This window comes from Tenacibaculum jejuense, from assembly GCF_900198195.1.
Taxonomy (GTDB): domain Bacteria; phylum Bacteroidota; class Bacteroidia; order Flavobacteriales; family Flavobacteriaceae; genus Polaribacter; species Polaribacter jejuensis.
The window spans coordinates 203,047-228,108 of the sequence record NZ_LT899436.1 but is presented as its reverse complement, the minus strand read 5'-3'; the positions used below and the strand labels follow the sequence as shown (position 1 = coordinate 228,108).

25 protein-coding genes are annotated in these 25,062 nt (G+C 31.0%); 19 read left to right on the top strand and 6 right to left on the bottom strand.

Features of this window, described 5'->3' with window-relative positions; genetic code table 11:
- Positions 1–9: 9 nt before the first annotated feature.
- Positions 10–2,847, bottom strand: a complete 2,838-nt coding sequence (locus AQ1685_RS01060) for a TonB-dependent receptor (protein WP_095068887.1) — start codon at positions 2,845–2,847, stop codon at positions 10–12.
- Between the two features lie 184 nt (positions 2,848–3,031).
- Between AQ1685_RS01060 and AQ1685_RS01055 the strand changes: the two genes are divergently transcribed.
- Together AQ1685_RS01055 and serS are read left to right on the top strand one after the other, a co-directional pair.
- Complete coding sequence (locus AQ1685_RS01055) at positions 3,032–3,964, top strand: bifunctional riboflavin kinase/FAD synthetase (RefSeq protein WP_095068886.1); 933 nt, start codon at positions 3,032–3,034, stop codon at positions 3,962–3,964.
- A gap of 58 nt (positions 3,965–4,022) precedes the next feature.
- Entirely contained in the window at positions 4,023–5,297 is a 1,275-nt protein-coding gene (serS, locus tag AQ1685_RS01050) for a serine--tRNA ligase (protein ID WP_095068885.1), read from the top strand.
- 49 nt (positions 5,298–5,346) lie between these two features.
- On the opposite strand, the gene AQ1685_RS20370 is transcribed toward serS, so the two are convergent.
- A complete protein-coding gene (locus AQ1685_RS20370; protein WP_173862337.1) occupies positions 5,347–5,490 on the bottom strand; it encodes a hypothetical protein in 144 nt (47 codons plus the stop codon).
- Between the two features lie 124 nt (positions 5,491–5,614).
- Between AQ1685_RS20370 and AQ1685_RS01045 the strand changes: the two genes are divergently transcribed.
- The 11 genes from AQ1685_RS01045 to AQ1685_RS00995 all read left to right on the top strand — a co-directional run bounded on the left by AQ1685_RS01045 (position 5,615) and on the right by AQ1685_RS00995 (position 15,818).
- Positions 5,615–7,390, top strand: coding sequence for a tetratricopeptide repeat protein (locus AQ1685_RS01045; protein ID WP_095068884.1), 1,776 nt, complete (start codon positions 5,615–5,617; stop codon positions 7,388–7,390).
- 14 nt (positions 7,391–7,404) lie between these two features.
- On the top strand, positions 7,405–7,734 hold the full coding sequence (locus AQ1685_RS01040) for a DUF4286 family protein (RefSeq protein ID WP_095068883.1): 330 nt from the start codon (positions 7,405–7,407) through the stop codon (positions 7,732–7,734).
- A 1-nt stretch (position 7,735) separates the two neighbouring features.
- Positions 7,736–8,323, top strand: a complete 588-nt coding sequence (locus AQ1685_RS01035) for an FEKKY domain-containing protein (RefSeq protein ID WP_095068882.1) — start codon at positions 7,736–7,738, stop codon at positions 8,321–8,323.
- 7 nt (positions 8,324–8,330) lie between these two features.
- Positions 8,331–8,957, top strand: coding sequence for a M23 family metallopeptidase (locus AQ1685_RS01030; protein ID WP_095068881.1), 627 nt, complete (start codon positions 8,331–8,333; stop codon positions 8,955–8,957).
- A complete protein-coding gene (rsmA, locus tag AQ1685_RS01025; RefSeq protein WP_095068880.1) occupies positions 8,947–9,774 on the top strand; it encodes a 16S rRNA (adenine(1518)-N(6)/adenine(1519)-N(6))-dimethyltransferase RsmA in 828 nt (275 codons plus the stop codon). The genes AQ1685_RS01030 and rsmA overlap by 11 nt, the downstream gene beginning before the upstream one ends.
- Positions 9,743–11,098 carry a magnesium transporter gene (gene mgtE / locus AQ1685_RS01020; protein ID WP_095068879.1) on the top strand — a complete coding sequence of 452 codons (1,356 nt, stop codon included), beginning with the start codon at positions 9,743–9,745 and terminating at the stop codon, positions 11,096–11,098. Before rsmA ends, mgtE begins: the two co-directional genes overlap by 32 nt.
- 6 nt (positions 11,099–11,104) lie before the next feature.
- Positions 11,105–11,659, top strand: a complete 555-nt coding sequence (locus AQ1685_RS01015; protein ID WP_095068878.1) for a Crp/Fnr family transcriptional regulator — start codon at positions 11,105–11,107, stop codon at positions 11,657–11,659.
- Between the two features lie 83 nt (positions 11,660–11,742).
- Positions 11,743–12,504, top strand: coding sequence for an SDR family oxidoreductase (locus AQ1685_RS01010; protein WP_095068877.1), 762 nt, complete (start codon positions 11,743–11,745; stop codon positions 12,502–12,504).
- A gap of 10 nt (positions 12,505–12,514) precedes the next feature.
- Complete coding sequence (locus AQ1685_RS01005; RefSeq protein ID WP_095068876.1) at positions 12,515–13,738, top strand: acyl-CoA dehydrogenase family protein; 1,224 nt, start codon at positions 12,515–12,517, stop codon at positions 13,736–13,738.
- A complete protein-coding gene (locus AQ1685_RS01000; protein WP_095068875.1) occupies positions 13,738–14,811 on the top strand; it encodes a phosphotransferase family protein in 1,074 nt (357 codons plus the stop codon). Before AQ1685_RS01005 ends, AQ1685_RS01000 begins: the two co-directional genes overlap by 1 nt.
- A 185-nt stretch (positions 14,812–14,996) precedes the next feature.
- A complete protein-coding gene (locus tag AQ1685_RS00995) occupies positions 14,997–15,818 on the top strand; it encodes an SDR family NAD(P)-dependent oxidoreductase (RefSeq protein WP_095068874.1) in 822 nt (273 codons plus the stop codon).
- Here the strand turns inward: AQ1685_RS00995 and AQ1685_RS00990 are convergent, their stop codons facing one another.
- Together AQ1685_RS00990 and AQ1685_RS00985 are read right to left on the bottom strand one after the other, a co-directional pair.
- Positions 15,819–16,502 (bottom strand): LysE family translocator, encoded by a 684-nt coding sequence (locus AQ1685_RS00990; protein ID WP_095068873.1) that lies wholly within the window; start codon positions 16,500–16,502, stop codon positions 15,819–15,821.
- 22 nt (positions 16,503–16,524) lie between these two features.
- On the bottom strand, positions 16,525–17,571 hold the full coding sequence (locus AQ1685_RS00985; RefSeq protein WP_095068872.1) for a ferredoxin--NADP reductase: 1,047 nt from the start codon (positions 17,569–17,571) through the stop codon (positions 16,525–16,527).
- 153 nt (positions 17,572–17,724) lie between these two features.
- Here AQ1685_RS00985 and AQ1685_RS00980 point away from each other — a divergent pair, with 153 nt between their 5' ends.
- The 5 genes from AQ1685_RS00980 to AQ1685_RS00960 are packed head-to-tail and all read left to right on the top strand — an operon-like array spanning position 17,725 to position 20,750.
- On the top strand, positions 17,725–18,063 hold the full coding sequence (locus AQ1685_RS00980; protein ID WP_095068871.1) for a PadR family transcriptional regulator: 339 nt from the start codon (positions 17,725–17,727) through the stop codon (positions 18,061–18,063).
- Between the two features lie 2 nt (positions 18,064–18,065).
- On the top strand, positions 18,066–18,731 hold the full coding sequence (locus AQ1685_RS00975; RefSeq protein WP_095068870.1) for a hypothetical protein: 666 nt from the start codon (positions 18,066–18,068) through the stop codon (positions 18,729–18,731).
- Positions 18,732–18,733: 2 nt separating this feature from the next.
- Positions 18,734–19,402, top strand: coding sequence for a hypothetical protein (locus tag AQ1685_RS00970; protein ID WP_095068869.1), 669 nt, complete (start codon positions 18,734–18,736; stop codon positions 19,400–19,402).
- Positions 19,399–20,052 (top strand): hypothetical protein, encoded by a 654-nt coding sequence (locus AQ1685_RS00965; RefSeq protein WP_095068868.1) that lies wholly within the window; start codon positions 19,399–19,401, stop codon positions 20,050–20,052. The genes AQ1685_RS00970 and AQ1685_RS00965 overlap by 4 nt, the downstream gene beginning before the upstream one ends.
- Entirely contained in the window at positions 20,052–20,750 is a 699-nt protein-coding gene (locus AQ1685_RS00960) for a hypothetical protein (RefSeq protein WP_095068867.1), read from the top strand. Before AQ1685_RS00965 ends, AQ1685_RS00960 begins: the two co-directional genes overlap by 1 nt.
- Before the next feature lies 1 nt (position 20,751).
- On the opposite strand, the gene rsmI is transcribed toward AQ1685_RS00960, so the two are convergent.
- Positions 20,752–21,423 carry a 16S rRNA (cytidine(1402)-2'-O)-methyltransferase gene (gene rsmI, locus AQ1685_RS00955; protein ID WP_095068866.1) on the bottom strand — a complete coding sequence of 224 codons (672 nt, stop codon included), beginning with the start codon at positions 21,421–21,423 and terminating at the stop codon, positions 20,752–20,754.
- Positions 21,424–21,524: 101 nt separating this feature from the next.
- Between rsmI and dxs the strand changes: the two genes are divergently transcribed.
- A complete protein-coding gene (gene dxs, locus AQ1685_RS00950; protein ID WP_095068865.1) occupies positions 21,525–23,297 on the top strand; it encodes a 1-deoxy-D-xylulose-5-phosphate synthase in 1,773 nt (590 codons plus the stop codon).
- 48 nt (positions 23,298–23,345) lie between these two features.
- Here the strand turns inward: dxs and AQ1685_RS00945 are convergent, their stop codons facing one another.
- Positions 23,346–25,007: a fibronectin type III domain-containing protein gene (locus AQ1685_RS00945; protein ID WP_157730038.1), complete on the bottom strand. Its 1,662-nt coding sequence runs from the start codon at positions 25,005–25,007 to the stop codon at positions 23,346–23,348.
- Positions 25,008–25,062 lie beyond the last annotated feature (55 nt).

Sequence of the window (25,062 nt, the reverse complement as noted above, 5' to 3'; positions counted from 1 at the left end):
GTTCATTTTTTAGTTATTAATTGTCCATGAGATAAAGTACTGAGATCCAATCGCTCCAACACCAGGTGCACTTAAGTACTCTTTTCCTGTTAAGTTCGCTCCTCCAACTTTGATTATTGATTTGATTGAAGGAATTCTATAGTTAATTTGAGCATCTAATACTGTACGAGAATCGATTACAGCATCATGGAAAGTAGACTCCCATAAATACTCATCTTGCCATCTCGCATTAATATTAAATCCGAAGTTCTCAAATAAATTATTATGTCCAAATTGTAATTTGATTTTGTGTTCAGGTGTATTAAAACCAGCTTCAAAATCAGGGTCAGTAGACTGGTCAAAATCAAACTTAGATAATGTATAGTTTAAACCTACGTTAAAACCATTAAATATTTTAGTATTCAATCCAATAGTAGCACCGTAAGAACTAATATCTGAATCTGTATTAGTATAAGTGTTAAATACAGCTGTATCTCCATTCGCTAAAGAAGCAATTGCCAATGGCACTGGAGCACCTCCTGGTCCAATTGGAGCTGTATCAGATAAATTTACATTTCCATATAAAGGAGCTACTACATTTTCATTTGCAATAAAATCTTCATATTCGTTATAATACACACTTAAATCTACACTTAATTTATTATCCCCTGTTGGAATAGCAGAACGATAACCTACTTCAAAAGCAGTTACTTTTTCTGGTTTTACTAAACCAACATCTGCAACTACTAAATCAGAAACATTTCCTGTTTGAGCAAATACTTGAGCAGAAGTAGCTGAGAATGCGTTCTCATATCCTGCTCTACCAGTAATAGCTATACTTGGTAATCCTGTTATTGCCGTACCGTTACCACTTAAATCAATTTGCGGAGTAACATAACGATCTAAATTATCTGGAGCAGAACCTACTAAGAAAGCTCTACCAACATCTAAACCAATGTATTGATCTTGAGTAGTTGGATTTCTAAATCCTGTTTGAAAAGATGCTCTAAAGTTGTGATTCTTACTTTCTCCAGCAGCATAAGCTACAGAAATTCTTGGAGAGAAATTCCCATCGAAGTTTTGAGCTTTATCGTATCTGATAGATCCTGTTAACTTTAATCTATCATCCATCAATTTCTTTTGAATTTGTGTATAAACACCATATTCATCGTAAGTAATAGGTCCATCAAAATCAGTATAAATAGTACCTTGAGAGTTTAATAAATATTCTCTGTAAGAACCTCCTACTTGAACTTCAGCAAAATCGATGTACTCTTTTAAGTTAAGATTTGCATCTACATGACGAATCTGAGATTCATCTTGAAACTTTGAACCAGTTGCTAAGTCTGGATCAGCAATAACTTGTTGGAATAATCTATTGAATTCAGGTGTTCCGGCATCTGGTCTAACTCCAGATCCATCATTACGTGCAATTCTTGTTGTTCCATTATTGATATATCCATCAGCATAATCTCTTGCGATTTGATGATTTGAAGCTTGAACTCTTGGATCTGCTCCTAGGTAAGCTGCTGCATAATCTTGGAACCATGCTCTATCACCTTTCCATGCTCTGTTTAAATTTATAGCTGTAAATCTAGTATCGTAAGAATCTCCAGCATCTTCAGAAGTTAAATATCCTCTAACGAAGAAATACTTACCTCTAAATTCTAATTTATGTTGCTCCATAAAGAAGTTCTTAATGTAGTAACGGTTTGCACCTTGGTAAATCGTATTACCTCTACCATATTTAGAGTTCCATATAATTTCTAAACGGTCATTTCCTAAAGGTCTGTAATGTAAAGATGCTCCAAACTTCATACTTCTAGCATCATAATCCATTAATTCACTTTCGTTATAACCAGTTCTACTTACTTCACCAATTGCACCACCTAAATTGGTAGACACTTCATCACCATAAACATTTAAACCATCATAGTTTGGATCAGACTCTCTGTTTCCGAAAGTATAGTCTCCATTTAAAGTATTACGATCATCAGTTGCGAACCATTCCGTACCTTTTAAATATGAAAAAGTTGCTTTAGCAGCAAAATAGTCACTAAAAGTGTGAGCCATTCTCATACTAACATCATAAAACTCATTATCTCCAGCTGCTTGCTGACTTGTAAAACCTGTTTTTGCGACAAAACTAACACCAGCATCATCAAACGGACTTTTACTAGTCATAAACATAATACCGTTAAAAGCATTTGCACCATATAATGCAGACGATGCTCCAGGAAGTAATTCTACACTCTTTACATCTAGCTCTGATAACCCTAATAAGTTACCTAAAGCAAAGTTTAATGCAGGTGATGAATTATCCATTCCATCCACTAATTGCATAAAACGTGTATTTGCAAATGTTGCAAAACCTCTGGTATTAACAGACTTAAAGGTTAAACTATTTGTATTAATGTCTACACCTTTTAGGTTTTCTAAACCATCATAGAAAGAAGGCGAAGAAGTATTTTTAATTGCTCTAGAATCAAATCGCTCCACTGTTACTGGAGATTCCATAATTCTTTCAGGAGTTCTCGAAGCCGAAACAACTACTTCATCTAAAGCTGTAGCGTTCTCCTTTAAAGCAACAGTAACTACTTGATTGTTTTTTGTGATTTCTACTTTTTGAGTTTGATATCCTAAAGAAGAGATCTCAAGAGTAAATGGTGGTTTGTCATTTACTACTAATGTAAACTTCCCATCAAAATCAGTAGTGGTACCTACTGCTTTTCTAGAAATTTTAATATCTGCTCCTGGTAGAGGACCACCAAGAGATGCATCATTTACCGTACCAGTAATGGTGGTTTGTGCAATCATTAATGAGCTGCTCAATAACAGAAAGGCAGCTAATAATAATTTTTTCATCATAATGTAAATAATTTGTTAACTATATCGCAAAATACAATTTTTTTTCATTCCTAAAATATTTTGACACTTTTTATTATTATTTAATCAATAACTAAGCGTTTTTTTTAATATTATCACATTTTACGAACTCATGTGTTTTCTTGTATTTTTTACTTGTAAATTTGCATAAACTATACTATAGCATTTGGAAACAGTTTACTCTATTTCAGATTTCACTCCAACTCAAGAAACTTATGTAACTATTGGTACTTTTGATGGAGTTCATATTGGACATCAAAAGATAATAAAAAAACTAGTAGATGAGGCTAAGAACAACGGTAAAAAATCTGTATTACTTACGTTTTTTCCACACCCTAGAATGGTACTTCAGAAAGAAGCTTCTGTTAAATTGATAAATACAATTGAAGAACGTACTGAATTACTTGAAAAAATTGGATTGGATTATTTAATTATTCATCCCTTTAGTAAAGAGTTTTCTAGATTAACAGCTCTTGATTTTGTTCGTGATATTTTAGTGAATCAACTAAAAATTTCAAAATTAATCATTGGTTATGATCATCACTTTGGAAAAAACAGAGAGGGAAATATTGAGCAATTAACTGAATTTTCTCATATCTATAATTTTAAAGTTGAAGAGATTCCTGCTCAAGATATAGATAGTGTAGCTGTAAGTTCTACAAAAATTAGAAATGCTCTAAAAAATGGAAATCTAAAAACAGCAAACAATTATTTAGGATACAATTTTATTTTAGCTGGAAAAGTTGTTACTGGCAATAACTTAGGAAACAAAATAGGTTTTCCTACTGCTAACATCACCATAAAAGAAGACTACAAATTAATTCCTAAGGCTGGGGTCTATCTTGTAAAATCTGAAATTAAAGATAATTGTTTTTACGGGATGATGAATATTGGTAATAGACCAACTATAGATGGTACACATCAAACTATAGAAGTTAATTTCTTTGATTTTTCAGAAAACCTATATGATAAAACAATTACAACAGAATTAATATACTTTATCAGAGAAGAACAAAAGTTTAATTCAATAGAAGCCTTGACGAAACAATTAGAACTTGACAAAAAGTTTTGTTTAAATTACATTGATAATAATCTATAAGTATAGATTGTTTAAGTCTAGTGCTTCGTGTATCTTTGTCGCCTAAAAAATTCAACTTATGTTACAAGTTCAGTTTATTCGAGACAACAAAGATGTTGTATTAGAAGGTCTAGCAAAAAGGAATTTTGCTAACGCAGAAGCTATTATTAATAATGTTTTACAACTTGACGAAACTAGAAGATCTACTCAAGTTTCTTTAGATAATGTATTAGCTGATTCTAATAAACTGTCCAAAGAAATAGGTATGCTCTTTAAATCTGGTGAAGTTCAGAAAGCAAATCTTTTAAAAGAAAAAACTAGTCAGTTAAAAGAAAATGGAAAAGAGCTTACAGAGCAATTAAACGATGTAACAACGAAACTTCAAGACGTATTATATCAAATTCCTAATGTTCCTCACGCTTCAGTTGTTGCTGGAACTTCGGAAGAAGATAACGAAGAAGTTTATAAAGAAGGAACTATTCCTGATTTAGGAGAAAAAGCACTTCCTCACTGGGAACTTGCTAAGAAATACGATATTATAGATTTTGATTTGGGCGCAAAAATTTCTGGTGCTGGTTTTCCTGTCTATAAAGGAAAAGGTGCTCGTTTACAACGTGCTTTAATTAATTATTTTTTAGATAAAAACACAAGCGCAGGTTATAACGAAGTTCAAGTCCCTCATTTAGTGAATGAAGCTTCTGGATTTGGAACAGGTCAATTACCTGATAAAGAAGGTCAAATGTACCATGTGACTGCTGATGATTTATATTTAATTCCTACTGCCGAAGTTCCTATCACAAATTTATACAGAGGATCTTTAGTTAAAGAAGCAGATTTACCTATCACATTAACAGGTTACACTCCTTGTTTCCGTAGAGAAGCAGGTAGTTATGGTGCACATGTACGTGGTTTAAATCGTTTACACCAATTTGATAAAGTTGAAATTGTTAGAGTTGAAAAGCCAGAAAATTCTTACGAAGCTTTAAATGGAATGGTTGAACACATAAAAGGAATTTTAAGAGAATTAAAATTACCATATCGAATTTTAAGATTATGTGGTGGAGATACTGGATTTACAGCTGCTTTAACTTTTGATTTTGAATTGTATTCTACAGCTCAAGAAAGGTGGTTAGAAATCAGTTCAGCTTCTAACTTTGAAACGTTTCAAGCAAATCGCTTAAAATTACGTTATAAAAATAATGAAGGTAAAAATCAATTAGCGCATACTCTTAATGGAAGTTCTCTTGCTTTACCAAGAGTATTGGCAGCTATTTTAGAAAATTATCAAACTGCTGAAGGAATAAAAATACCAGAAGTATTGGTACCTTATTGCGGGTTTGAAATGATAGATTAATATGAAATAACAGTAATCAGTGCGCGCCGCTGGTTACTGTGTTTATATATTAATTCGAAACAACAATGGTCATTAATTTTTTATATCTGTTTACTTCTAATAAAGCCTCAAAATATTGAGATATTTGTCCGTTCTTCATGAATTCTTTTGCTTTATTATTGGCTAAATCGTATTGCTTAGTTAAATTTTTCATCTTGGTAAATTGTTTAGTTATACACAAAGAATAAGACAAACTTCGTGCCAAAACATTACAAAGTTTCTATAAAAAACCTTTTTTTTAATGTATTTTTAACAATATTGTTGCTTATTTTTGATTGATGAAGATTCGTATATTTTTACTTATTACACTGGTTAGCAACATATTTATTCATGCTCAATCTAATAATTTTGCATTAGCTGAAAATTATTTTAGAAATAATGAATTTGAAAAAGCTACTCAGATTTATAAAGAGCTAGTTAACAAAAGTCCTTACAATACTACTTATTTAAAGCGGTTAATTTCTTGCTATCAAGAAACCGATCAGTTTAAAATAGCAACAGACTTATTAAATACTAAGATAAAACAGCGACCATCACTCACTTTTTTAAATGTAATTATTGGTTATAATTATGAGCGTCAGCAACAAACTGATTTAGCTGAAAAATTTTATAAAAAAGCTATTAAATCTATTTCAAAAAAATCAGGTTATGGTGGTACAATTGCTAACTTATTCAAAGGGTACAATAAATTAGATTTAGCTATAGAAGCATACAAAAAAGCTTCTGAAAGTAATAAGAATCTCCATTACGAATTTCAAATAGCGCAAATTCACGGAGAAAAAGGAGATTTCGCTTTAATGTTCGATGAATACATTAATTTTTTAGATCACAACGAAAACTACCTCAACACAATTAAAAGTTTTACAGCTAAATATATTACAGACGATAGTGAGAATGAAAATAATATTCTTTTCAAAAAAACATTACTTCGTAAATCTGCAAGTAATCCAAAAAATATTTGGAATGACTTACTAAGCTGGTTATTCATAACTCAAAAAGAGTACGGAAAAGCTTTAATTCAAAACAAAGCTTTATATCAGAGAGATAATGATAAATTGATTAAAATTTATGATTTAGGAGAAATTGCTTTTGAGAACAAAGATTATGAAACTGCAAAAAAATGTTTTGATTTCACCATAGAAAAATCAAATTATGCAGAAGATAAGTTCAGTGCAATTTTAATGAATTTAAAAATTGCAATAGCTACAAATGCGGAAAATATAGAAACCGAATTTCAAAATGTTTTCAAAGAGTTTGGTGTAAATCGAAATACATTTTCGATCCAAGTTGCTTATGCAGATTATCTAACGTTTGAAAAAAACGAACCAGAGGAAGCAAAAAAAGTACTTGAAAAAGCGTTGAGTTTTTCTGAAAATAGATATCAAAAAGCAAATGTAAAATTAAAATTAGCAGATGTGCTGGTGTATCAAAACACGTTCAACAAAGCTTTAATTTATTTTTCGCAAGTACAATCTCAATTTAAAAATCATGAATTAGGACAAAAAGCACGTTATAAAGTTGCACAAACCTCATATTTTAAAGGTGATTTTAAATGGGCAAAAGCACAACTTAAAGTTTTAAAAGGATCAACTAGTCAACTAATAGCTAACGATGCGGCAGATTTATTTTTAATTATATCTGATAATCAACCTAAAGATAGTTTACCTAGTGGTTTAGCGTCTTATGCAAAAGCAGATTTATTAGCATATCAAAATAAGAATGATGAAGCCATGAATTTGTTAGATGGTGTTATATCAGAATTTAAAGGTCAACCAATAGAAGATGAAGCTTTATTTAAAAAAGCAGAATTATTCACCAAAAAGAAAAAGTTTGATGAAGCTATTTTAGCATATGCAAAAATATTAGAAATCGATCAAAAAGGAATTTTAGCTGATGATGTGTACTATAATGTTGCAGAACTTTACAATAATGAGCTAAATAATCCTGAAAAAGCAAAAGAATATTACCAAAAAATAATTTTTGATTATCCGTCAAGCATTTATTTAGTAGATGCTAGAAAGAAATTTAGAAAATTAAGAGGTGATACTATATAACTGAAAATTTATTTATGTACATATATAACGTTACAATCAATATTGATGAAAGTGTTCACAAAGAATGGTTACACTGGATACAATCACATATCCCAGAAGTATTAGCTACTGGAAGATTCACTAGTGCTAAAATGACGCAAGTTTTAGTAGAAGAAGAAATGGGTGGAATCACATATTCTATTCAATATACAGCACCAACAAGAGAAGACTTAGACAACTATTACAAATATGATGCTGAAAAATTACGTTCTGACGGAATGAAAAAATTCGCAGATAAAATGCTAGCTTTCAGAACAGAATTGAAAGTAATTAAGGAGTTTTTCCCGAAAGTAGCTAGTAATTAAAATGCGCTACAGATTTATTTACATATTATTCATTTTTAATTTCTTTTTCTCTTTTTCTCAAAAAAAGAACTTTTACATAAGCGGACAAGCTAAAATAATTATAGGAAATGATACCTTACCATGTAATGAGTTATCTCTAAAACTGAAAAACAAGCACACTTATGCTTACACCGATAGTCTTGGTTATTTTGAATTTAAAAATTTAAAAAAAGGCAAATATGTTCTTGAAATGATCTATAATACTGCTTCAAAGAATAAGTTTGAAGTGAATATAGTCGATAAATCAATCAAAAATTTTGATATTGTATTTAATTCTAATTGTGAATTTACCAGTATTACTGCTGAGAAAGATATTCAAGAAAACAACATTAGACTATTAATTACTGGAGGAATTGCTCCAATTTATCATAGAGATCAACATTTGGCAGAGAAAAAATATAGTTTTAAATATTATGATTTTGGATGTGTTATAGAAGATTTTAAATGTATAGATCAATACAACAAAACAATTTTTGAGTACTTCGACAAGAAATATAGTGAAAAGTGGAGAAAGGAAGTAAGAGATGATATATATGGTTTAAAAAATTAGTTTCTTTATGAGAAAGATACTTTTATACTTTATTACCCTTATTACCATCTCCTTTTCTTGCTCTAATTCAAAAAAGAAAAAACAACAAATTGTTATAACAAAAGACACTATAACTCTTATTAAATCGTATAAAGACACTATTCCTAAAGAATTTATAGCTGTACATTTTGATTTTCCTGTAAGTAAACCCAATGCTAAAGGATATTATAATGCTCAGAAGTTTCAAAAGAACTATCATTTAGGTGATGATTGGAATGCTGTAACCGGTGGAAACACAGATTTAGGTGATCCTATTTATACTATTGCAAATGGTTTTGTAAAAGAGAGTAAAGACTATGCTGGTGGATGGGGAAATGTTATTCGTATTTTACATTTTCTACCAAATAATAAAATTGTAGAGTCACTATATGCACATTGCGATACCTTACTAGTAAAGAAACACCAATGGGTTAAAAGAGGTACAAAAATTGGAACCATCGGAACTGCTAATGGAACATATTATGCACATTTGCATTTCGAAATAAGAGAAGATATTAGCTTACCTTTGGGGCCAGGATATTCTCAAGACACAAAAGGATATCTTGACCCAACAGAGTTTATTAAAAATCACAGAATTATAGAAGATGAGCGTTAGAGCAAAAAAACACCTAGGACAGCACTTTTTAACTGATGAAAATATCGCTAATAAAATTGCAGATTCTTTAACTGAAACTGGTTACGACCAAGTATTAGAAATTGGACCTGGAATGGGTGTACTTACCAAACACATACTTCGTAAGAGAAAATTTAAAGTTACTGTCATGGAACTGGATAGTGAATCTGTAAAATATTTACATGAAGTTTTTCCAGTAGAACATATAAAACTCGATACCTCTAAAGAGAATTTTAATATAATTGAAGGTGATTTTTTAAAGCAAGACCTGAATACCATTTTCCAAGGAAAAGAAATTGCGATAATAGGTAACTTTCCTTACAATATTTCATCACAAATCGTTTTTAAAGCAATAGAAAACAGACATATTGTTCCTGAGTTTTCTGGAATGTTTCAAAAAGAAGTTGCACAACGTATTGCAGAAAAAAAAGGAAGTAAAGCCTATGGAATTTTATCAGTATTAGCACAAGCTTTTTATGATGTTGAATACTTATTTACTGTTCCTCCTACCGTTTTTAATCCACCACCAAGGGTAAACTCAGGAGTAATACGTATGATTCGAAAAAAGGATTATACATTACCTGTAGATGAAAAACTTTTTTTCCGTGTTGTAAAGACAGCTTTCAACCAAAGAAGAAAAATGTTACGTAGTAGTTTAAAATCCATGAATCTTTCGGTTACCTTAAAAGAAGACCCTATATTTGCCATGCGTCCCGAACAATTATCGGTACAAGAGTTTATAGAATTGACGGATAAAATTGCAAGTCATGGCGATAGAAATAACGAAAGAACTTCTTGATAACGTTTCCAACTTAATTGCAAATCAAAAAGATACTGCACTTTTAAATCTTTTTACTGATGTACACCATGCTGATATCGCTGAAGTTTTAGATGAATTAACTTTTGATGATGCCGTATACATTATTCGTTTATTAGATAGCGAAACTACATCCGAAGTTTTAATGGATGTAGATGATGATGTTCGTGAAAAAGTTTTAGAACAATTATCTGCAAAAGAAATTGCAGAAGAAATTGACGAACTAGATACCGATGACGCTGCAGACGTAATTGCTGAACTTCCTGAAGAAAGAAAGGAAGCTGTAATGCAACAAATTGAAGATGAAGAACATGCTAAAGAAATTGTTGAACTTCTTCGCTTCGATGAAAATTCTGCGGGTGGACTCATGGCAAAAGAGCTTGTTAAAGTAAATGAAAACTGGTCTGTTTTAGGCTGTGTAACCAAAATGCGAGAACAGGCTGCAGAAGTTACCAGAGTACATTCAATTTATGTGGTAGATGATAGCGGAAAACTTAAAGGTCGTTTGTCATTAAAAGATGTATTAATGGCTTCTACCAAATCAAAAATTGCCGACATTTATATTCCTCGAGTTGACTTTGTAAATGTTCATGATACTGCCGAAGATGTAGCAAATAAAATGCGTAAATACGATTTAGAAGCTATTCCTGTTGTTGATGAATTAGGAACACTTGTCGGTAGAATTACCATAGATGATATTGTTGATGTAATTAAAGAAGAAGCAGATAAAGATTATCAATTAGCTGCCGGTATTACACAAGATGTTGAAGCCGATGATACCATTTTAGAATTAACAAGAGCTCGTTTACCTTGGTTATTCTTAGGATTATTGGGTGGAATAGGAGCTTTTTTAATCATGAAAAATTTCGAACATACATTTAAAGAGAATGCAGTGTTATTTTTCTTCACTCCATTAATTGCTGCGATGGCTGGAAATGTAGGAGTTCAATCTTCAGCAATTATTGTTCAAGGTTTAGCAAACGACGATGTTAAAGGAAGCGTGAATAAACGATTGATAAAAGAGATGTTGTTAGCTACACTAAACGGAATAGCTTTAGCCATAGTTTTATTCTTGTTTGTTTATTTTTCTGATGCTGATAACGATTTAAGAATCTCTCTTGCCGTATCTGTATCGTTAGTAGCTGTAATTATTGTAGCTGGACTTATCGGTACATTTATTCCTTTATTCTTAGATAAAAGAGGAATTGATCCTGCGATAGCAACTGGACCGTTTATCACCACTAGTAATGATATTTTTGGAATCTTAATTTACTTTACGATTGCTAAAATAATTTTAGGATATTAATATTCTATGATTAGAGTTGATGATCAATTAATTACTCCAAAAGTACGAGAAGCTTTGTTCAATAACTCTGAACAAATTACCTTTCAAAAAAATGAAATAATTGTAGCATCTGGTAAAATTTGCAATCATCTATTTATCATAGAAAAAGGAATGTTACGTAGTTTTTACTACAACAAAAAAGGAAACGATATAACCAATTGGTTTTCTAGCGAACAAATGATTATTACTGAAGCCTACAGTTTCTTTAAACGCAAACCCAGCAATATTAGCATTGAAGCCATCGAAGAAACAACTGTAAAAGCTATTTCTCATGATAAACTAGAAACTGTTCTCAACAATTCAAAAGATGTAGAGCGTTTTATGCGTCTTTTGGTTACGGAAATCATGATGGCTTTAGGGAAAAAAGTAATTTACCTTCAAAATAAAAGTGCTAAAGAGCGTTACGACGATTTATTAAAAACACATCCCGATATTTTTCAGCGCGCAAAATTAGGTCATATTGCTGGTTACTTAGGTGTCGCACAACAAAGCCTCAGTAGAATTCGATCAAAGTCTGAATAACCTATTCCTTTTTTAACATAGGTGAAAAGATAAGCCAATTCAAATCCTTATTTTTAGAGTATTCATTTCAAATTCAACCTATTGTGAATCGAAAAAACATACTCATTACTGGAGCTAGTTCTGGTTTAGGAAAAGGCATGGCCATAGAATTTGCCAAGCAAGGCTGTAACTTAGCTTTATGCGCAAGAAGAACAGAAAAACTAGAAAATTTAAAAGAAGAACTCCTAAAGATAAACAGTAGCATCAACGTTTTTATCAAAGCTTTAGATGTTACTCAACAAAAAGATGTTTTTTCTGTTTTTAAAGGTTTCCATAATGATTTTCAAACAATCAACGGGAAATTAGATCGCGTGATTGTTAATGCCGGAATGGGTAAAGGAGCTTCTATAGGGAAAGGATTTGCTAATCAAAATTTGCAAACTGCTGTGACTAATTTTTGCGGCGCTTTACATCAAATGGAAGCTGCTATGGAAATCTTTAGAGCACAAAATTCTGGACATTTAGTGGTCATTTCATCTATGTCTGCTTTCAGAGGTTACCCAAGAGCAATGACTGTTTATGCAGCAACAAAAGCTGGTGTAAAAAGTTTAGCGGAAGGAATTCGAGCAGATGTACTCAAAAAACCCATCAAAGTATCTACTATTTGTCCTGGTTACATTCAGTCAGAAATGACAGATTCTATCGGAAAACCACCTCCGTTTATGATTTCTTTAGATAAAGGTTCAAAACTTTTAGTAAAAGCCATAAATAAAGAAAAAGCAAATGCTTTTGTTCCATTTTGGCCATGGTATTTTATCAAACAAGCTATGCCATTTTTCACTTTAAAAATGTTGAGAAAATTCTAATCTATAACTCATGAATTTTAATCCATCACAAAAATCAAAAGACTATTTAGATCGTCTTAAAAAGTTTATGGATAAACATATTTATCCATTTGAACGAGAACTTATAACCTATCATAAAGAACACAATATTTCTGGAAATTGGAAAGAATGGACAGAACACCCAAAATTAGACACTTTAAAAGAACTTGCTAAACAAGAAGGGCTATGGAATCTTTTCTTGCCTGACAATTCATTAGGACAAGGATTAAGCGTTCTTGAATACGCGCCTCTTGCTGAAGAAATGGGACGTGTATATAATGCTGCTGAAATTTTTAATTGTAACGCTCCAGACACAGGAAATATGGAGGTTTTATATCACTTCGGAAATGAACAGCAAAAAGAAGAATGGTTACAACCTTTATTGGACGGAAAAATAAAATCTGTTTTCTGTATGACTGAACCTGATGTTGCTTCTTCCGACGCTACTAATATTGAAACTTCTATAGTTGAAGATGGAGATGAGATTGTGGTGAACGGTAAAAAATGGTGGTCTACAGGATTAGGACATCCGAAAGCAAAACTGGCCATAGTACTAGGAAAAACAGATACTACACAAGAAAAACACAAACAACACAGTATGGTTTTGGTTCCTTTGGATACTCCTGGAGTGGAAATACAAAGAATGCAAAATACATTTGGGGCTTACGACGCTCCTGCTGGTCATGGAGAAATCCATTTCAATAATGTCCGAATTCCGAAAAAGAATTTAATTTTAGATTTTGGTGCTGGTTTTGCTATTGCACAAGGAAGATTAGGTCCAGGTAGAATACACCATTGTATGCGTTGTATTGGAGCTGCTGAACGCGCTTTACAATTGGCGATTATTCGAAGTGGAACTCGACAAGCTTTTGGAAAACCTTTGGCTAAATTAGGCGGAAACTCTGAACGTTTTGCACAAGCTAGAGTTGCTATAGATCAAGCACGATTATTAACATATTATGCGGCTTGGAAAATTGATGAACAAGGTGTAAAAAATAGTATGACTGAAATTTCTGCGATAAAAGTTGTTGCTCCGAAAGTATTACAAGAAGTCACAGATATGGCAATGCAAATTCATGGAGGTGCTGGATTGTCTGACGATTTTCCTTTGACTAATTTTTTCATTCAAGCACGTGCTTTACGTTTAGCTGATGGACCAGATGAAGTGCATTTACGAATGATTTCTAGACTTGAATTTAAAAAATACTTAGGCTAATGTCGAACATTGTTAAAGATCTTGAAAAACAACAACGCTCAGGTGAAGAATTAAATTTAGATGCTTTATTGCCTTGGATAAAAAATCATATTCCAAATATTAATTCTAATCCGATTATTACACAATTTTCTGGTGGAGCATCGAATTGGACGTATCGCTTAAAATTTGACGAACAAGATATTATTTTACGTAGAGCTCCTTTAGGGAAAAAAGCAGCTGGAGCGCACGATATGCCAAGAGAGTTTTATCTTCAACAAAAATTAAAACCGCATTATCCTTATGTCCCAAAAATGATCGCCGTTTGTGAAGATGAATCTGTTTTAGGTTCAACTTTTTATCTGATGGAACGATTGGAAGGAATTATTCTTAGAAAAAATCCTCCAAGAGGAATTGATTGGGATGAAGAAACGGTTCGTAAAATTTGTTATTCTTTCTGGGATAAAATGATTCATTTACATCAAGTAGATTATAAGAAAGAAGGATTACAAGATTTAGGTAAAGGTGAAGGTTATATTGAACGTCAAATTCTTGGATGGAATAAACGTTATGCAAATGCAAAAACATGGAATGTTCCTGCCGGGAAAAAAGTAATGAAATGGCTAGAAGCAAACATTCCTAAAGAAGAAAATCTATGTATTATTCATAACGATTTTCGATTAGATAATGTGGTTATCGATCCTAGTAATCCGGAAAATATTTTAGGTGTTTTAGATTGGGAATTGGCTGCCATTGGAGATCCTTTGATGGATTTAGGAAACAGCTTGGCGTATTGGGTTGAAGAAAAAGATGACTTTTTTGTAAAATCTATTCGAAGACAACCAAGTAATATTCCTGGCATGTTAACTAGAGAAAAAATTATAAACTATTATTGTGAAAAAACAGGAAGGACAATTGATGATTTCCGTTTTTACAGAGTTTATGGTTTATTCCGATTAGCCGGAATTGTGCAACAGATTTACTACAGATATTCAAAAGGATATACCAAAAACAAAGCTTTTAAAAATTTCTGGTTGATTTCTATCTATTTGATTAAAACCTGCGAAAACATTATTAAACGTAAAAATAACTGTTAACTAACAATTACTTTTAAGTATGTATATGTAATAGTAAATCTACGTCAACCTGAACTTGATTCGGGTTCTCATCATAAATTGTTGTTTAATAACACAATGAGATTCCGAAATAAATTCGGAATGACGAAAAATCATCATTAAACCTAGAACTGAAACTTAAAAAATAACTACAAACTATTATCATTATGAATCTAAAAAAATTGAATGCTTTATATTCGAATAAAACTGCTTTTGTTACAGGAGCAGGATCTGGATTGGGTACTGCTTTTGCAAAATTATTGGCTAAGAATAATTGGACACTTCATTTAAGTGACATTAATGAAGAGGCTTTAGAAAATGTAGTTCAGAATTTAAACACAAACGAGAAGGTATTTCAATATTCTTTAGATGTAAGCGATAAAAATCAGTTTGAAAATGTGGTTAATAAAGTTTACGAAAACAGTGAAACAGTAGATGTTGTGATTAATAATGCTGGAATTGGTGATGGTTTATTATTTAAAGATTATCCTATCGAAAAATGGGAAAAGATGATCGAAGTAAACTTAATGGGAACCTATTACGGTTGTCATTTCTTTGTGCCTAAATTATTAAAACAGAAAAAAGGTGTGTTACTAAATGTTGGTAGTTCAGCTGGATTTATGAACGCACCAGGAATGTCGGCTTATAGTGTTTCTAAAGCTGCTGTATTTTCACTTTCTGAATCTTTATATCATGAATTAAAACTGAATAACATTCATGTGAGTGTATTAACTCCAACTTTCTTTAAAACAAACATTATGGAAAATGCTAGTTCTAAAATGTTTAAAGGATTTGCAGAAAAACAGATGAAACATTCTACTACTAATGCAGATGAAGTTGCCGCAATCGCTCTTAAAAAAGCTTCTGAAGGAAAGTTTCAAATTATCTATCCTAAAGATGCTAAAACTAAGTTTTTCTATAAAAAATGGTTGCCAAAATTAGTTGAGAAGCAATATCAAAAAATGATGTCTAGATTGTCTCATCGCTAATTACTTTTTCTTAGTGATTTCTACGCTATTGATTAACCTATCAAGTTCTTCCTTAGAAATAAAGCTTTTTAGCATCATAACCGCTCCAAAAACGATTAATAAAACGCCCATTCCTTTTTTTACTTTGTAAATTACTAAAGGTGTTAATTTAGAGCGTAGTTGTTTCGCTAACAGTATTTTTATTAAATCTAGAGCAAAATATCCAATAACTACTTTAACAAAATACCAGAAAATTAAATTAGAATCCATTCCTAAAAGCGGACCAACAATTACCATAATAGTTAACCAACCTGCTAAAACACCAATATTGATAAAGTTTAAGAAATAACCATTTAGAAAAAGCTTGAAATAGTTGTTACTTTTTGGAACATCAACTTCAGATTCATCGACTTCCTTTTTGTTTTTCTTGTCTAGAAATGTGATAAATCCGTAGACTACTAAAATCAATCCACCAATTAAAAACAATCGTGGATCGTCTTTAATTTTCTCAAGTAAACTTCTACTTCCGAAATAAGCAATTAGAATAAATGTTATATCTCCTAATATCACGCCTATATCAAAAGCAATAGCAGCTCTAAATCCTTTTAATGCACTTGTCTTTAGCAACATAAAAAAAACTGGCCCGATCATTAAAGCCATAAAAGCTCCTACCGCATATGCATTACTGTAATCTAAAGACTCCATTTATAGCAATTTTTGATTTATTTTAAACATCATCAAAATCTACAGTGATTGTTGGTGTTGTTGGATGAGCTTGGCAAGTTAATATAAAACCTTCTTCTAATTCTTCATCTGTTAAAATTTGGTTTTTTACCATCACGGCTTTTCCTTCGGTAACTTTTGCGATACAACTACTACAAACTCCACCTTGACAAGAATATGGTGCGTCTATTTTTTTACGTAATGCTTCTGCAAGAATATCTGAATCTTGCGGCATTGTAAATGTTGTTTTTTCATCATCTAAAACAACTGTAATTTCAGTTTCACCTTCTTTTACTTGGCTAGCTGCTGCTTCGTCGATTGATGTTGTAAATAACTCAAACAATACATTCTCTTTAGCAAAACCATTTTCAACAAGCGTTTCTGAAGCAATGTTAATCATTTCTTCAGGTCCACATAAGAAAGCTTTATCAAAAGATAGATCCTTATAAATATTCTTCATAAAATAATTTACGTGAGCCTTATCAATTCTACCAAAAACAGCACTTTCTACATTTTCTCTACTGAATACATAACTTAAATTAAATCGCTCTGCATATTGTGTTTGTAATTCAGCAAGTTCTTTATAAAAAATAGTATCTGTGATAGTTTTATTTCCATATACTAAAGTAAATGTTGAAGAAGTATTAGATTCTAAAACAGACTTTACCATCGATAATACAGGAGTAATTCCACTACCCGCAGCAAAACCAATATAATTTTTATCATTTTCTGGTTCTAAAACAAACTTTCCTTCTGGTTTAGAAACCTCTAAAAGATCTCCAGCGTTTAATTTTTCATTTACAAAAACAGAAAAAGTTCCATTTTCTACAGCTTTTACCGCAACCTTAACTTCACCACTTTTAGGTGATGAACATAAAGAATAAGCTCTTCTTACTTCTTCCCCATTAATTGTTGTTTTTAATGTGATATACTGACCAGCAATAAAATTAAAATCATTAGTTAATTCAGAAGGAATATCGAAAACTAAAGAAACCGCAGATGAAGTTTCTCGTATAACATCTTTTATCTTGATTGGGTAAAATTGACTCATCTCTAAAAAAAATTTGAATACAAAAATACTAAAGAAAAGAGGAATCAAACGTATAAATCAACTTCAAAAACATACCTAAGATTTTTATGTATAAGAATTTTATGTATATTTGTATACCTAAGTTTTTTAGGTATAAGATAAAAATTCTTAAAAATGGGAAATCAAAAATTGTATAAAGGTTCTTTACAAACCATCATTTTAAAGCTTTTAGCTGAACAAGACAAAATGTATGGTTATGAAATTACTCAGAAAGTAAAGGAGCTTACGAAAGGAGAACTACAGATAACAGAAGGAGCTTTGTATCCTGCATTACATAAACTCGAAGCTGAAGGTTTGTTAGATGTAGAAGTCGCTAAAGTGGGAAATCGCCTGAGAAAGTATTATAAATTGACTGAAACAGGAACAACAGAAACTGTAAATCGGCTACAGCAAATGCAAGAATTTTTAAATACAATGCAGCATTTGGTGAATCCAAAATTAGGTTTAGAATAACTATGAAATCAGATGAAAAACATATTGAAAGAATAAATGATTTTTTAGAGGCAATTGGTGTCGAGTCTCTTGATATTCGACTAGAAATGGTTGATCATATAGCTTCTGAAATTGAAAATAGTGTTGATGATATAAATGCTTTTTTTAAAGATGATGGTTTTCAAACACCTTTTTTAAAATATATGTTAAGTCGAAAGGATGGCATTCTAAAAAGATATAACAATCAAGTAAAACAATTGAATTGGTATTACTTAAAAAAGTTGTGCAAAGAGCTATTTAGTTTATTACTGAAACCTAAGTTTTCATTTACAATCACTCTTTTGATTTTAGTGTTAGTCAATTTTGGATCTGTATACTTTAAAGAATTATCTATTCTATTTTTTACAACAGTAATTGTATTATATGTTTACACTGCTATTAAAATTCAGTTTTTTCTGAAACGTTTTAAAGAATTACGATTTATTAAGTTTTACTCTAGAATAATTTCTCTTTTTTCATTGTTAATTCTAATTTTCCCAAGTTATATAGACGTTTACATTGAAGGAAATTATTCTGAGTTCATAATGTATCAGTCTCTATTTACTTTAATAATTACTGCTTTAATACATTTCAATTTTCACAGGAAAAGTGAAATAATTAAAAACAAGTATAACTTTTTAATTCAATAGCTATGGAAATTACGAATGAACAAGTTACTTACATCGATAATCTACTTGAGGAAAACGGAATTAAATATTGGGATGTTAGAATTGAATTATTAGATCATGTAGTTTCTGAATTAGAAAACACACCTGATAATATAGATTTTAAAACTGCTCTTTGGGATGTTTTTAAAAAGTTAGGTTGGAAAGAAAATTTTAATGGTAGTTCATTTGAAGATGTTATTAAGCAATATCATAATTCCACTTCAAAGAAAATTAGGAGGAATTTCTCAGGTTTTAGGAAAAAAACTTTGTCCAACCCTTTAGTAATTGGTGCTTTTTTCTTTGTGTTGTTTTTACTTTATGAAATAGCTCATTACAAATCAATACTAAAATACAGTATGATACTTATTATGGTAGCATACTTGATTCCTTTAGGATATTTTCTTTCTAGAAAAGCATATTATAAATCGTTACAATTAAGTCATGTTGGATCATTAGCTTTTTTCGGATTATCTATATTGAATGTTTTTATTCATATTCCTAAAGTGTTTTTTGATTTCAATGTTTTCGATTACCCTGTAGTAGTTGCTTTAATTTTTAGTTCCACACTTTTCTACTCTTACATTGGGTTTAAGTTTTTCTTTAAAGAATTTACCAAAACTAATAACATTTATAAAAAATTGAAAACGCTATGAAATTAACAGACTTACAAATACAAGAAATTGATGTTCTTTTGAAGAAAGGAGGAATAAAATACTGGGATTTAAGAATAGAAATGGTAGATCATATTGTTTCTGATATCGAACATAATGCTACTACAAATGACTTTCAATTAGAATTTGAAACTTCATTAAAAAAAGCTGGTTGGTATAAGAAGCTAAATTCGATTCACACAAACGGTTGGAAAAAAACGAATGATATCTACAGAAAAAAATACTTTAAAGGGATGCTTCAGTTTTTCACTAAACCTATTAATCCGATCTTATTTTCTGTAGCTTTTTGTTGCTATTTTTATTTATCAAAACAATTATCTTACAGCACATTCTCTAAGATTAATTTTGCTTTATTTTTAGTGCCAATTATTATGTTTTTTATTTATTCCATCATCATATGGAGAAAAAAACTTGGTAATTCTGTCAACGTTAGTTACGGAATATTTTATTTTGGTTTAGCCTTTGTAATGTTACAACCTGTGACTAATTTCATGGAGGATTTATCAACAGATAGTCAAACTCTTATTTGGCTTGTTCTTCTTCCTTTATATAGCATAGCTTCTTATTCAGGATACAAACTATGCAAAGAATCCGTAGAAAAAATCGAAAAATTTAAAAAATTGCTAGCCTAATGAAATTAACAGATACACAAATACAAGACTTATATACATTTACAAGAAAACATTATGTTGAATATTATGATGTTCAAACCGAATTGGTAGATCATTTAGCGAATGATATCGAAGCAATTTGGGAAGAAAAACCTGAGTTGTCTTTCGAAAAAGCTAGAGATATTTCTTTCAAAAAATTTGGTATTTATGGTTTTATGGATGTAGTTGAAGAAAAGCAACGTCAACTTTCAAAAAGATATTTAAAAATCATTTTACGTTTTGTGAAAGAGTGGTTTAAACTACCTAAAATTATTCTAACTGCCTGTCTAGTTTGGTTATTTTATGAAGTTCAGAGCTTCAATCATGCATTTTACATTTACGCTACAATTTACTTTTGTATTATCTCTTTTGAATTTATTAAAATGTTTCAATCAAGAAAAAAAATTACTCGTAAACAAAAGACTACAGGAAAAAAATGGATGCTAGAAAACATTATTTTAGCTCAAGGTGTGGGAAACTTAGCGCTAATTTTATTTTATATGGTTGACTTCTCTTTACCAAATAATCATAATTTTTTAGAATTAAGCCAAACCAACAGAGTTTTTTGTGCTAGTATTTTAGTTCTTACTATTATAATTGCTCATGTTACAGTTCATGTTATTCCTAACAAAGCTGAAGAATTACTAGAAGAACAATATCCAGAATATAAGTTAGTATAGTTTACTTTTTACCATCAACAATAATTACAATCTCGCCTTTGGCAGGTTTCTCTGTATAATATGATAACACTTCTTTTACAGTTCCTCGTTTGGTTTCTTCGAACATTTTTGTCAATTCTCTAGAAACTGATATTAAACGTTCTTCTCCGAAATATTCAGAAAAGTTCGTTAATGTTTTTAACAACTTATGTGGACTTTCATAGAAAATTATGGTTCGAGTTTCTTCTGCAAGAAACTTCAATCGTGTTTGGCGACCTTTTTTTACGGGTAAAAAACCTTCAAATACAAACTTATCATTCGGTAATCCAGAATTTACTAAAGCGGGAACAAAAGCTGTAGCTCCTGGCAAGCACTCCACTTCGATATTATTTTGAATACAAGCGCGAGTTAATAAAAAACCTGGATCTGAAATAGCTGGAGTTCCAGCATCTGAAATTAAGGCAAATATTTCTCCTGCCTGAATTCGCTTTACGATATGCTCAACTGTTTTATGCTCATTATGCATATGATGCGATTGCATTGGCGTATTTATATCGAAATGCTTTAATAATTTTCCACTTGTTCTTGTGTCTTCAGCTAAAATATAATCAACTTCTTTTAGCACTTTTAAGGCTCTAAAAGTAATATCTTCTAAATTTCCGATAGGCGTTGGTACCAAATACAATTTACTCATACTGCAAAGTTAGTAAAAGTGTTAGTTTGAAATCGTTCTAATGAATCAAAAAAAATAAAACACTCAACTTCTTAGTTACAACTTATCACTAACTTTGTCTCATGTCTGAAAAGCTATTAAATACTATTATCATTCCTTCAGATCTTAGAAAATTAGACACAAAGGAATTGCCTCAAGTAGCTCAAGAGCTTCGTGAATTTATTATTGATATTGTAGCTACCAAAGAAGGTCATTTAGGTGCTAGTTTAGGTGTTATTGAACTTACCATAGCGTTGCATTATGTATTTAATACTCCTGAAGATTTATTGGTTTGGGATGTTGGACATCAAGCATACGGACATAAAATTTTAACGGGTAGAAAAGATAATTTTCATACCAATCGCCAACTTCACGGGATTTCTGGATTTCCAAAACGTAGCGAAAGTGAATACGATACATTTGGAGTTGGACATTCTTCAACATCAATTTCTGCAGCTTTAGGAATGGCAATTGCTTCGCAACTAAAAGGTGAACATAAACATCATATCGCTGTTATTGGAGATGCATCGATAGCTAGTGGAATGGCCTTTGAAGCTTTAAATCACGCTGGAGTAACTAATGCTAATCTTTTAGTTATTTTAAATGATAATGCCATAGGAATTGATCCTGCTGTAGGAGCTTTAAAAGAGTATTTAACTCGAGTTAAGTCTGAAAGAAGTGATGTTGAACAAGATAATATTTTTGAAGCTCTAAACTTTGATTATTCTGGTCCAATTGACGGTCATAATTTGGAGGAAATTATTCGTGAATTACAACGTTTAAAACATATTTCTGGACCTAAGTTTTTACATGTTATTACAACAAAAGGGAAAGGATTACGTCAGGCAGAAGAAGATCAGGTGAAATATCATGCTCCTGGAAAGTTTGATAAAGTTTCTGGAGATTTACTTCCGAAGCCTAAGAGTATTCAACCACCAAAATATCAAGATGTTTTTGGAAAAACTATTGTAGAACTTGCAGAACAAAACGATAAAATAGTTGGAATTACTCCAGCAATGTTAACTGGGAGTTCTTTAAAATTTATGTTAGATAAGTTTCCAAATAGAACTTTCGATGTTGGAATAGCAGAACAACATGCTGTTACTTTAGCTGCTGGAATGGCCGCCGAAGGTATTATTCCTTATTGTAATGTCTATTCCACGTTTTTGCAACGAGCTTACGATCAAATTATCCACGATGTAGCTTTGCAAAATCTACCTGTGATTTTTTGTTTAGATCGTGCTGGATTAGTCGGTGAAGATGGAGCAACACATCATGGTGTTTTTGATCTTGCTTATTTACGTTGTATTCCAAACCTAACTATTTTCGCTCCACGGAATGAAATTGAATTAAGAAACATCTTATATACAGTTCAGTTAGGTATAAAAAATCCTATAGCGATTCGTTACCCAAGAGGTAGAGGAGTTACTATCGATTGGCAATTACCTTTTGATACAATAGAAATAGGAAAAGGAGCTTGTTTACAAAAAGGAAACGAAATAGCTATACTTTCTATTGGTTCTATAGCTAAAAATGTCTCAGAAGCTTTAAAATCATCAAAAGAGAAGGGTCAAGTTGCACATTATGATTTACGTTTTGTAAAACCACTTGATCAGGAGCTCTTACATCGCATCTTTAAAAAGTTTGATAAAATAATTACAATTGAAGACGGAACTATAAAAGGTGGATTCGGTTCTGCCATTTTAGAGTTTGCAACTGAACATCATTATAAAAATCAAATTAAAGTTTTAGGAATACCAGATCAGTTTATACATCATGGTACAGTAGCAGAGTTACATCAAACTTGTGGAATTGATGCTAAATCTATTTCATCGGAAATTAAGAGTATACTATAAAAAAAGCGAATCCCAATGGATTCGCCTTTATTTTTTTCTTATATGAATTTAATTAAGATTCACAGAGACAACTCCATTTCCTCTATTTCCGGAAAAACCTGCAACTTCAATTACATAACTACCTGGCTGTAGTGAGCCAACAATTCTCGATAATGCGCCTTGACCTCCATCATCATCTGAATTTAATTGTACTCCATTTGAATCATACAATCTTAAAAAGGTATCATAATTTGCTACTATTGTTTCAATAGTATAAGTAGCGTTTGTATTGATATTAAAACTAATTCTGTTTACACCATTTGTCGAAGAAGTTGTGTCATATTCGTAATTTCTATTGAATGGTGTATTTATAGTTCCTAAATTTTCACTCTCATTAATGATATTTACAGGATTAACATTAATATTAACTGATTCTGAAATTCGACTAAAAGACTGATTTCTTATCTCTAGGAAATATTTCTGAGAATTTCTAATAATTCCAGTAAAGTTAGATCCAAAACTACTATTTAAAAAATTTCTATTTTCATCAAATAAAGTCATTGAAACTGATGCATTTGTTGTAAAAGTATATCTTGCTGTCCCAACAGCCTCAAATTCAAAAACAATAACGTTATCTGGTTCTGAATTTAATACTTCAAGACTTTCTGTTCCAGAAAATGGAGAAGAAAGTACACCTAAGTTTACATCCGTTTCTGTTGCATTTCTAAAATTTAATGAAAATGTACCTGATTGTACGTTTCTAAAATCTTCTTGAATTTCAAGATAATAATCTCCTGGTTCTAAAGATTCAACATTCAACTTAGTACCACCTGAATTAATAAATTGATTATTATCCTTTCTTGTAAGAATAAAAGATTTGTTATTAGTAAAATCAGTAATAGATATACCTGTAGCAGTTTCTAATGTGAAATTATAACCTATCTTTCTGTCGGTTTCGTTGTCTGAAAATTCGTAGTCCTGTGATTCGTTATATGGTAAACTTATTGTACCTAAGTCCACATCTGTTGCTCTAAAATTAAAAGCTCTAGTTATTTCTTTTGTACCTCCAGATCTATCATTAGCTACTATTTTAATTATAAATTCATCTTCTATTAGATCTCTAAAGTTATAATTTACACTAATACTACCGTTACTATTGAAATTATTAGAACCAATGATGTAATCCTCTACTAATGGATCATCATTGATAAAAACATCATAAGAAAGAATGTCATTATCTGCATCAGTAGCAGGAGACCATTCTAATGTAATAAAATCATAGTTAAATAAATTAAAGTCAATTTGTACAAAGTCAAAATCACCTGGAGCTCTATTGATAAAAACATAACGTTTAACCTCAGTTTCCTCTGAAACATTGCTTTCACTATCAAAAGCTGTTATACTAATTGATAATTCTAAACCTGTACCTCTAGCTATAACTTCTTTTAATTGTCTATTACTTAAAGGTAAAAATTCAGTAACATCCAACTCTAAAGAAGTATTACTAGTTTTGTTTTCAATTAAAGTTCCATTGACAATTACAGTATATGTAACATCGTCTCCGTTTGGATCCTCTGATGCCTCCCAAGAAATTTTAACTCTAGTTTCTGATATAACTTCAGCTTCTATTCCAGAAACACTAGAAGGTGGTACATTTAACTCTTCATCATTACTACATGATAAAAGAATTGATAAAATAAAAAGTTGTAGGAAAAATATAATTTTTCTCATAGCGATATATTTAAGTTTAATAAATTTTCTTTTTTCAGTTGCAAAAATAAACAAA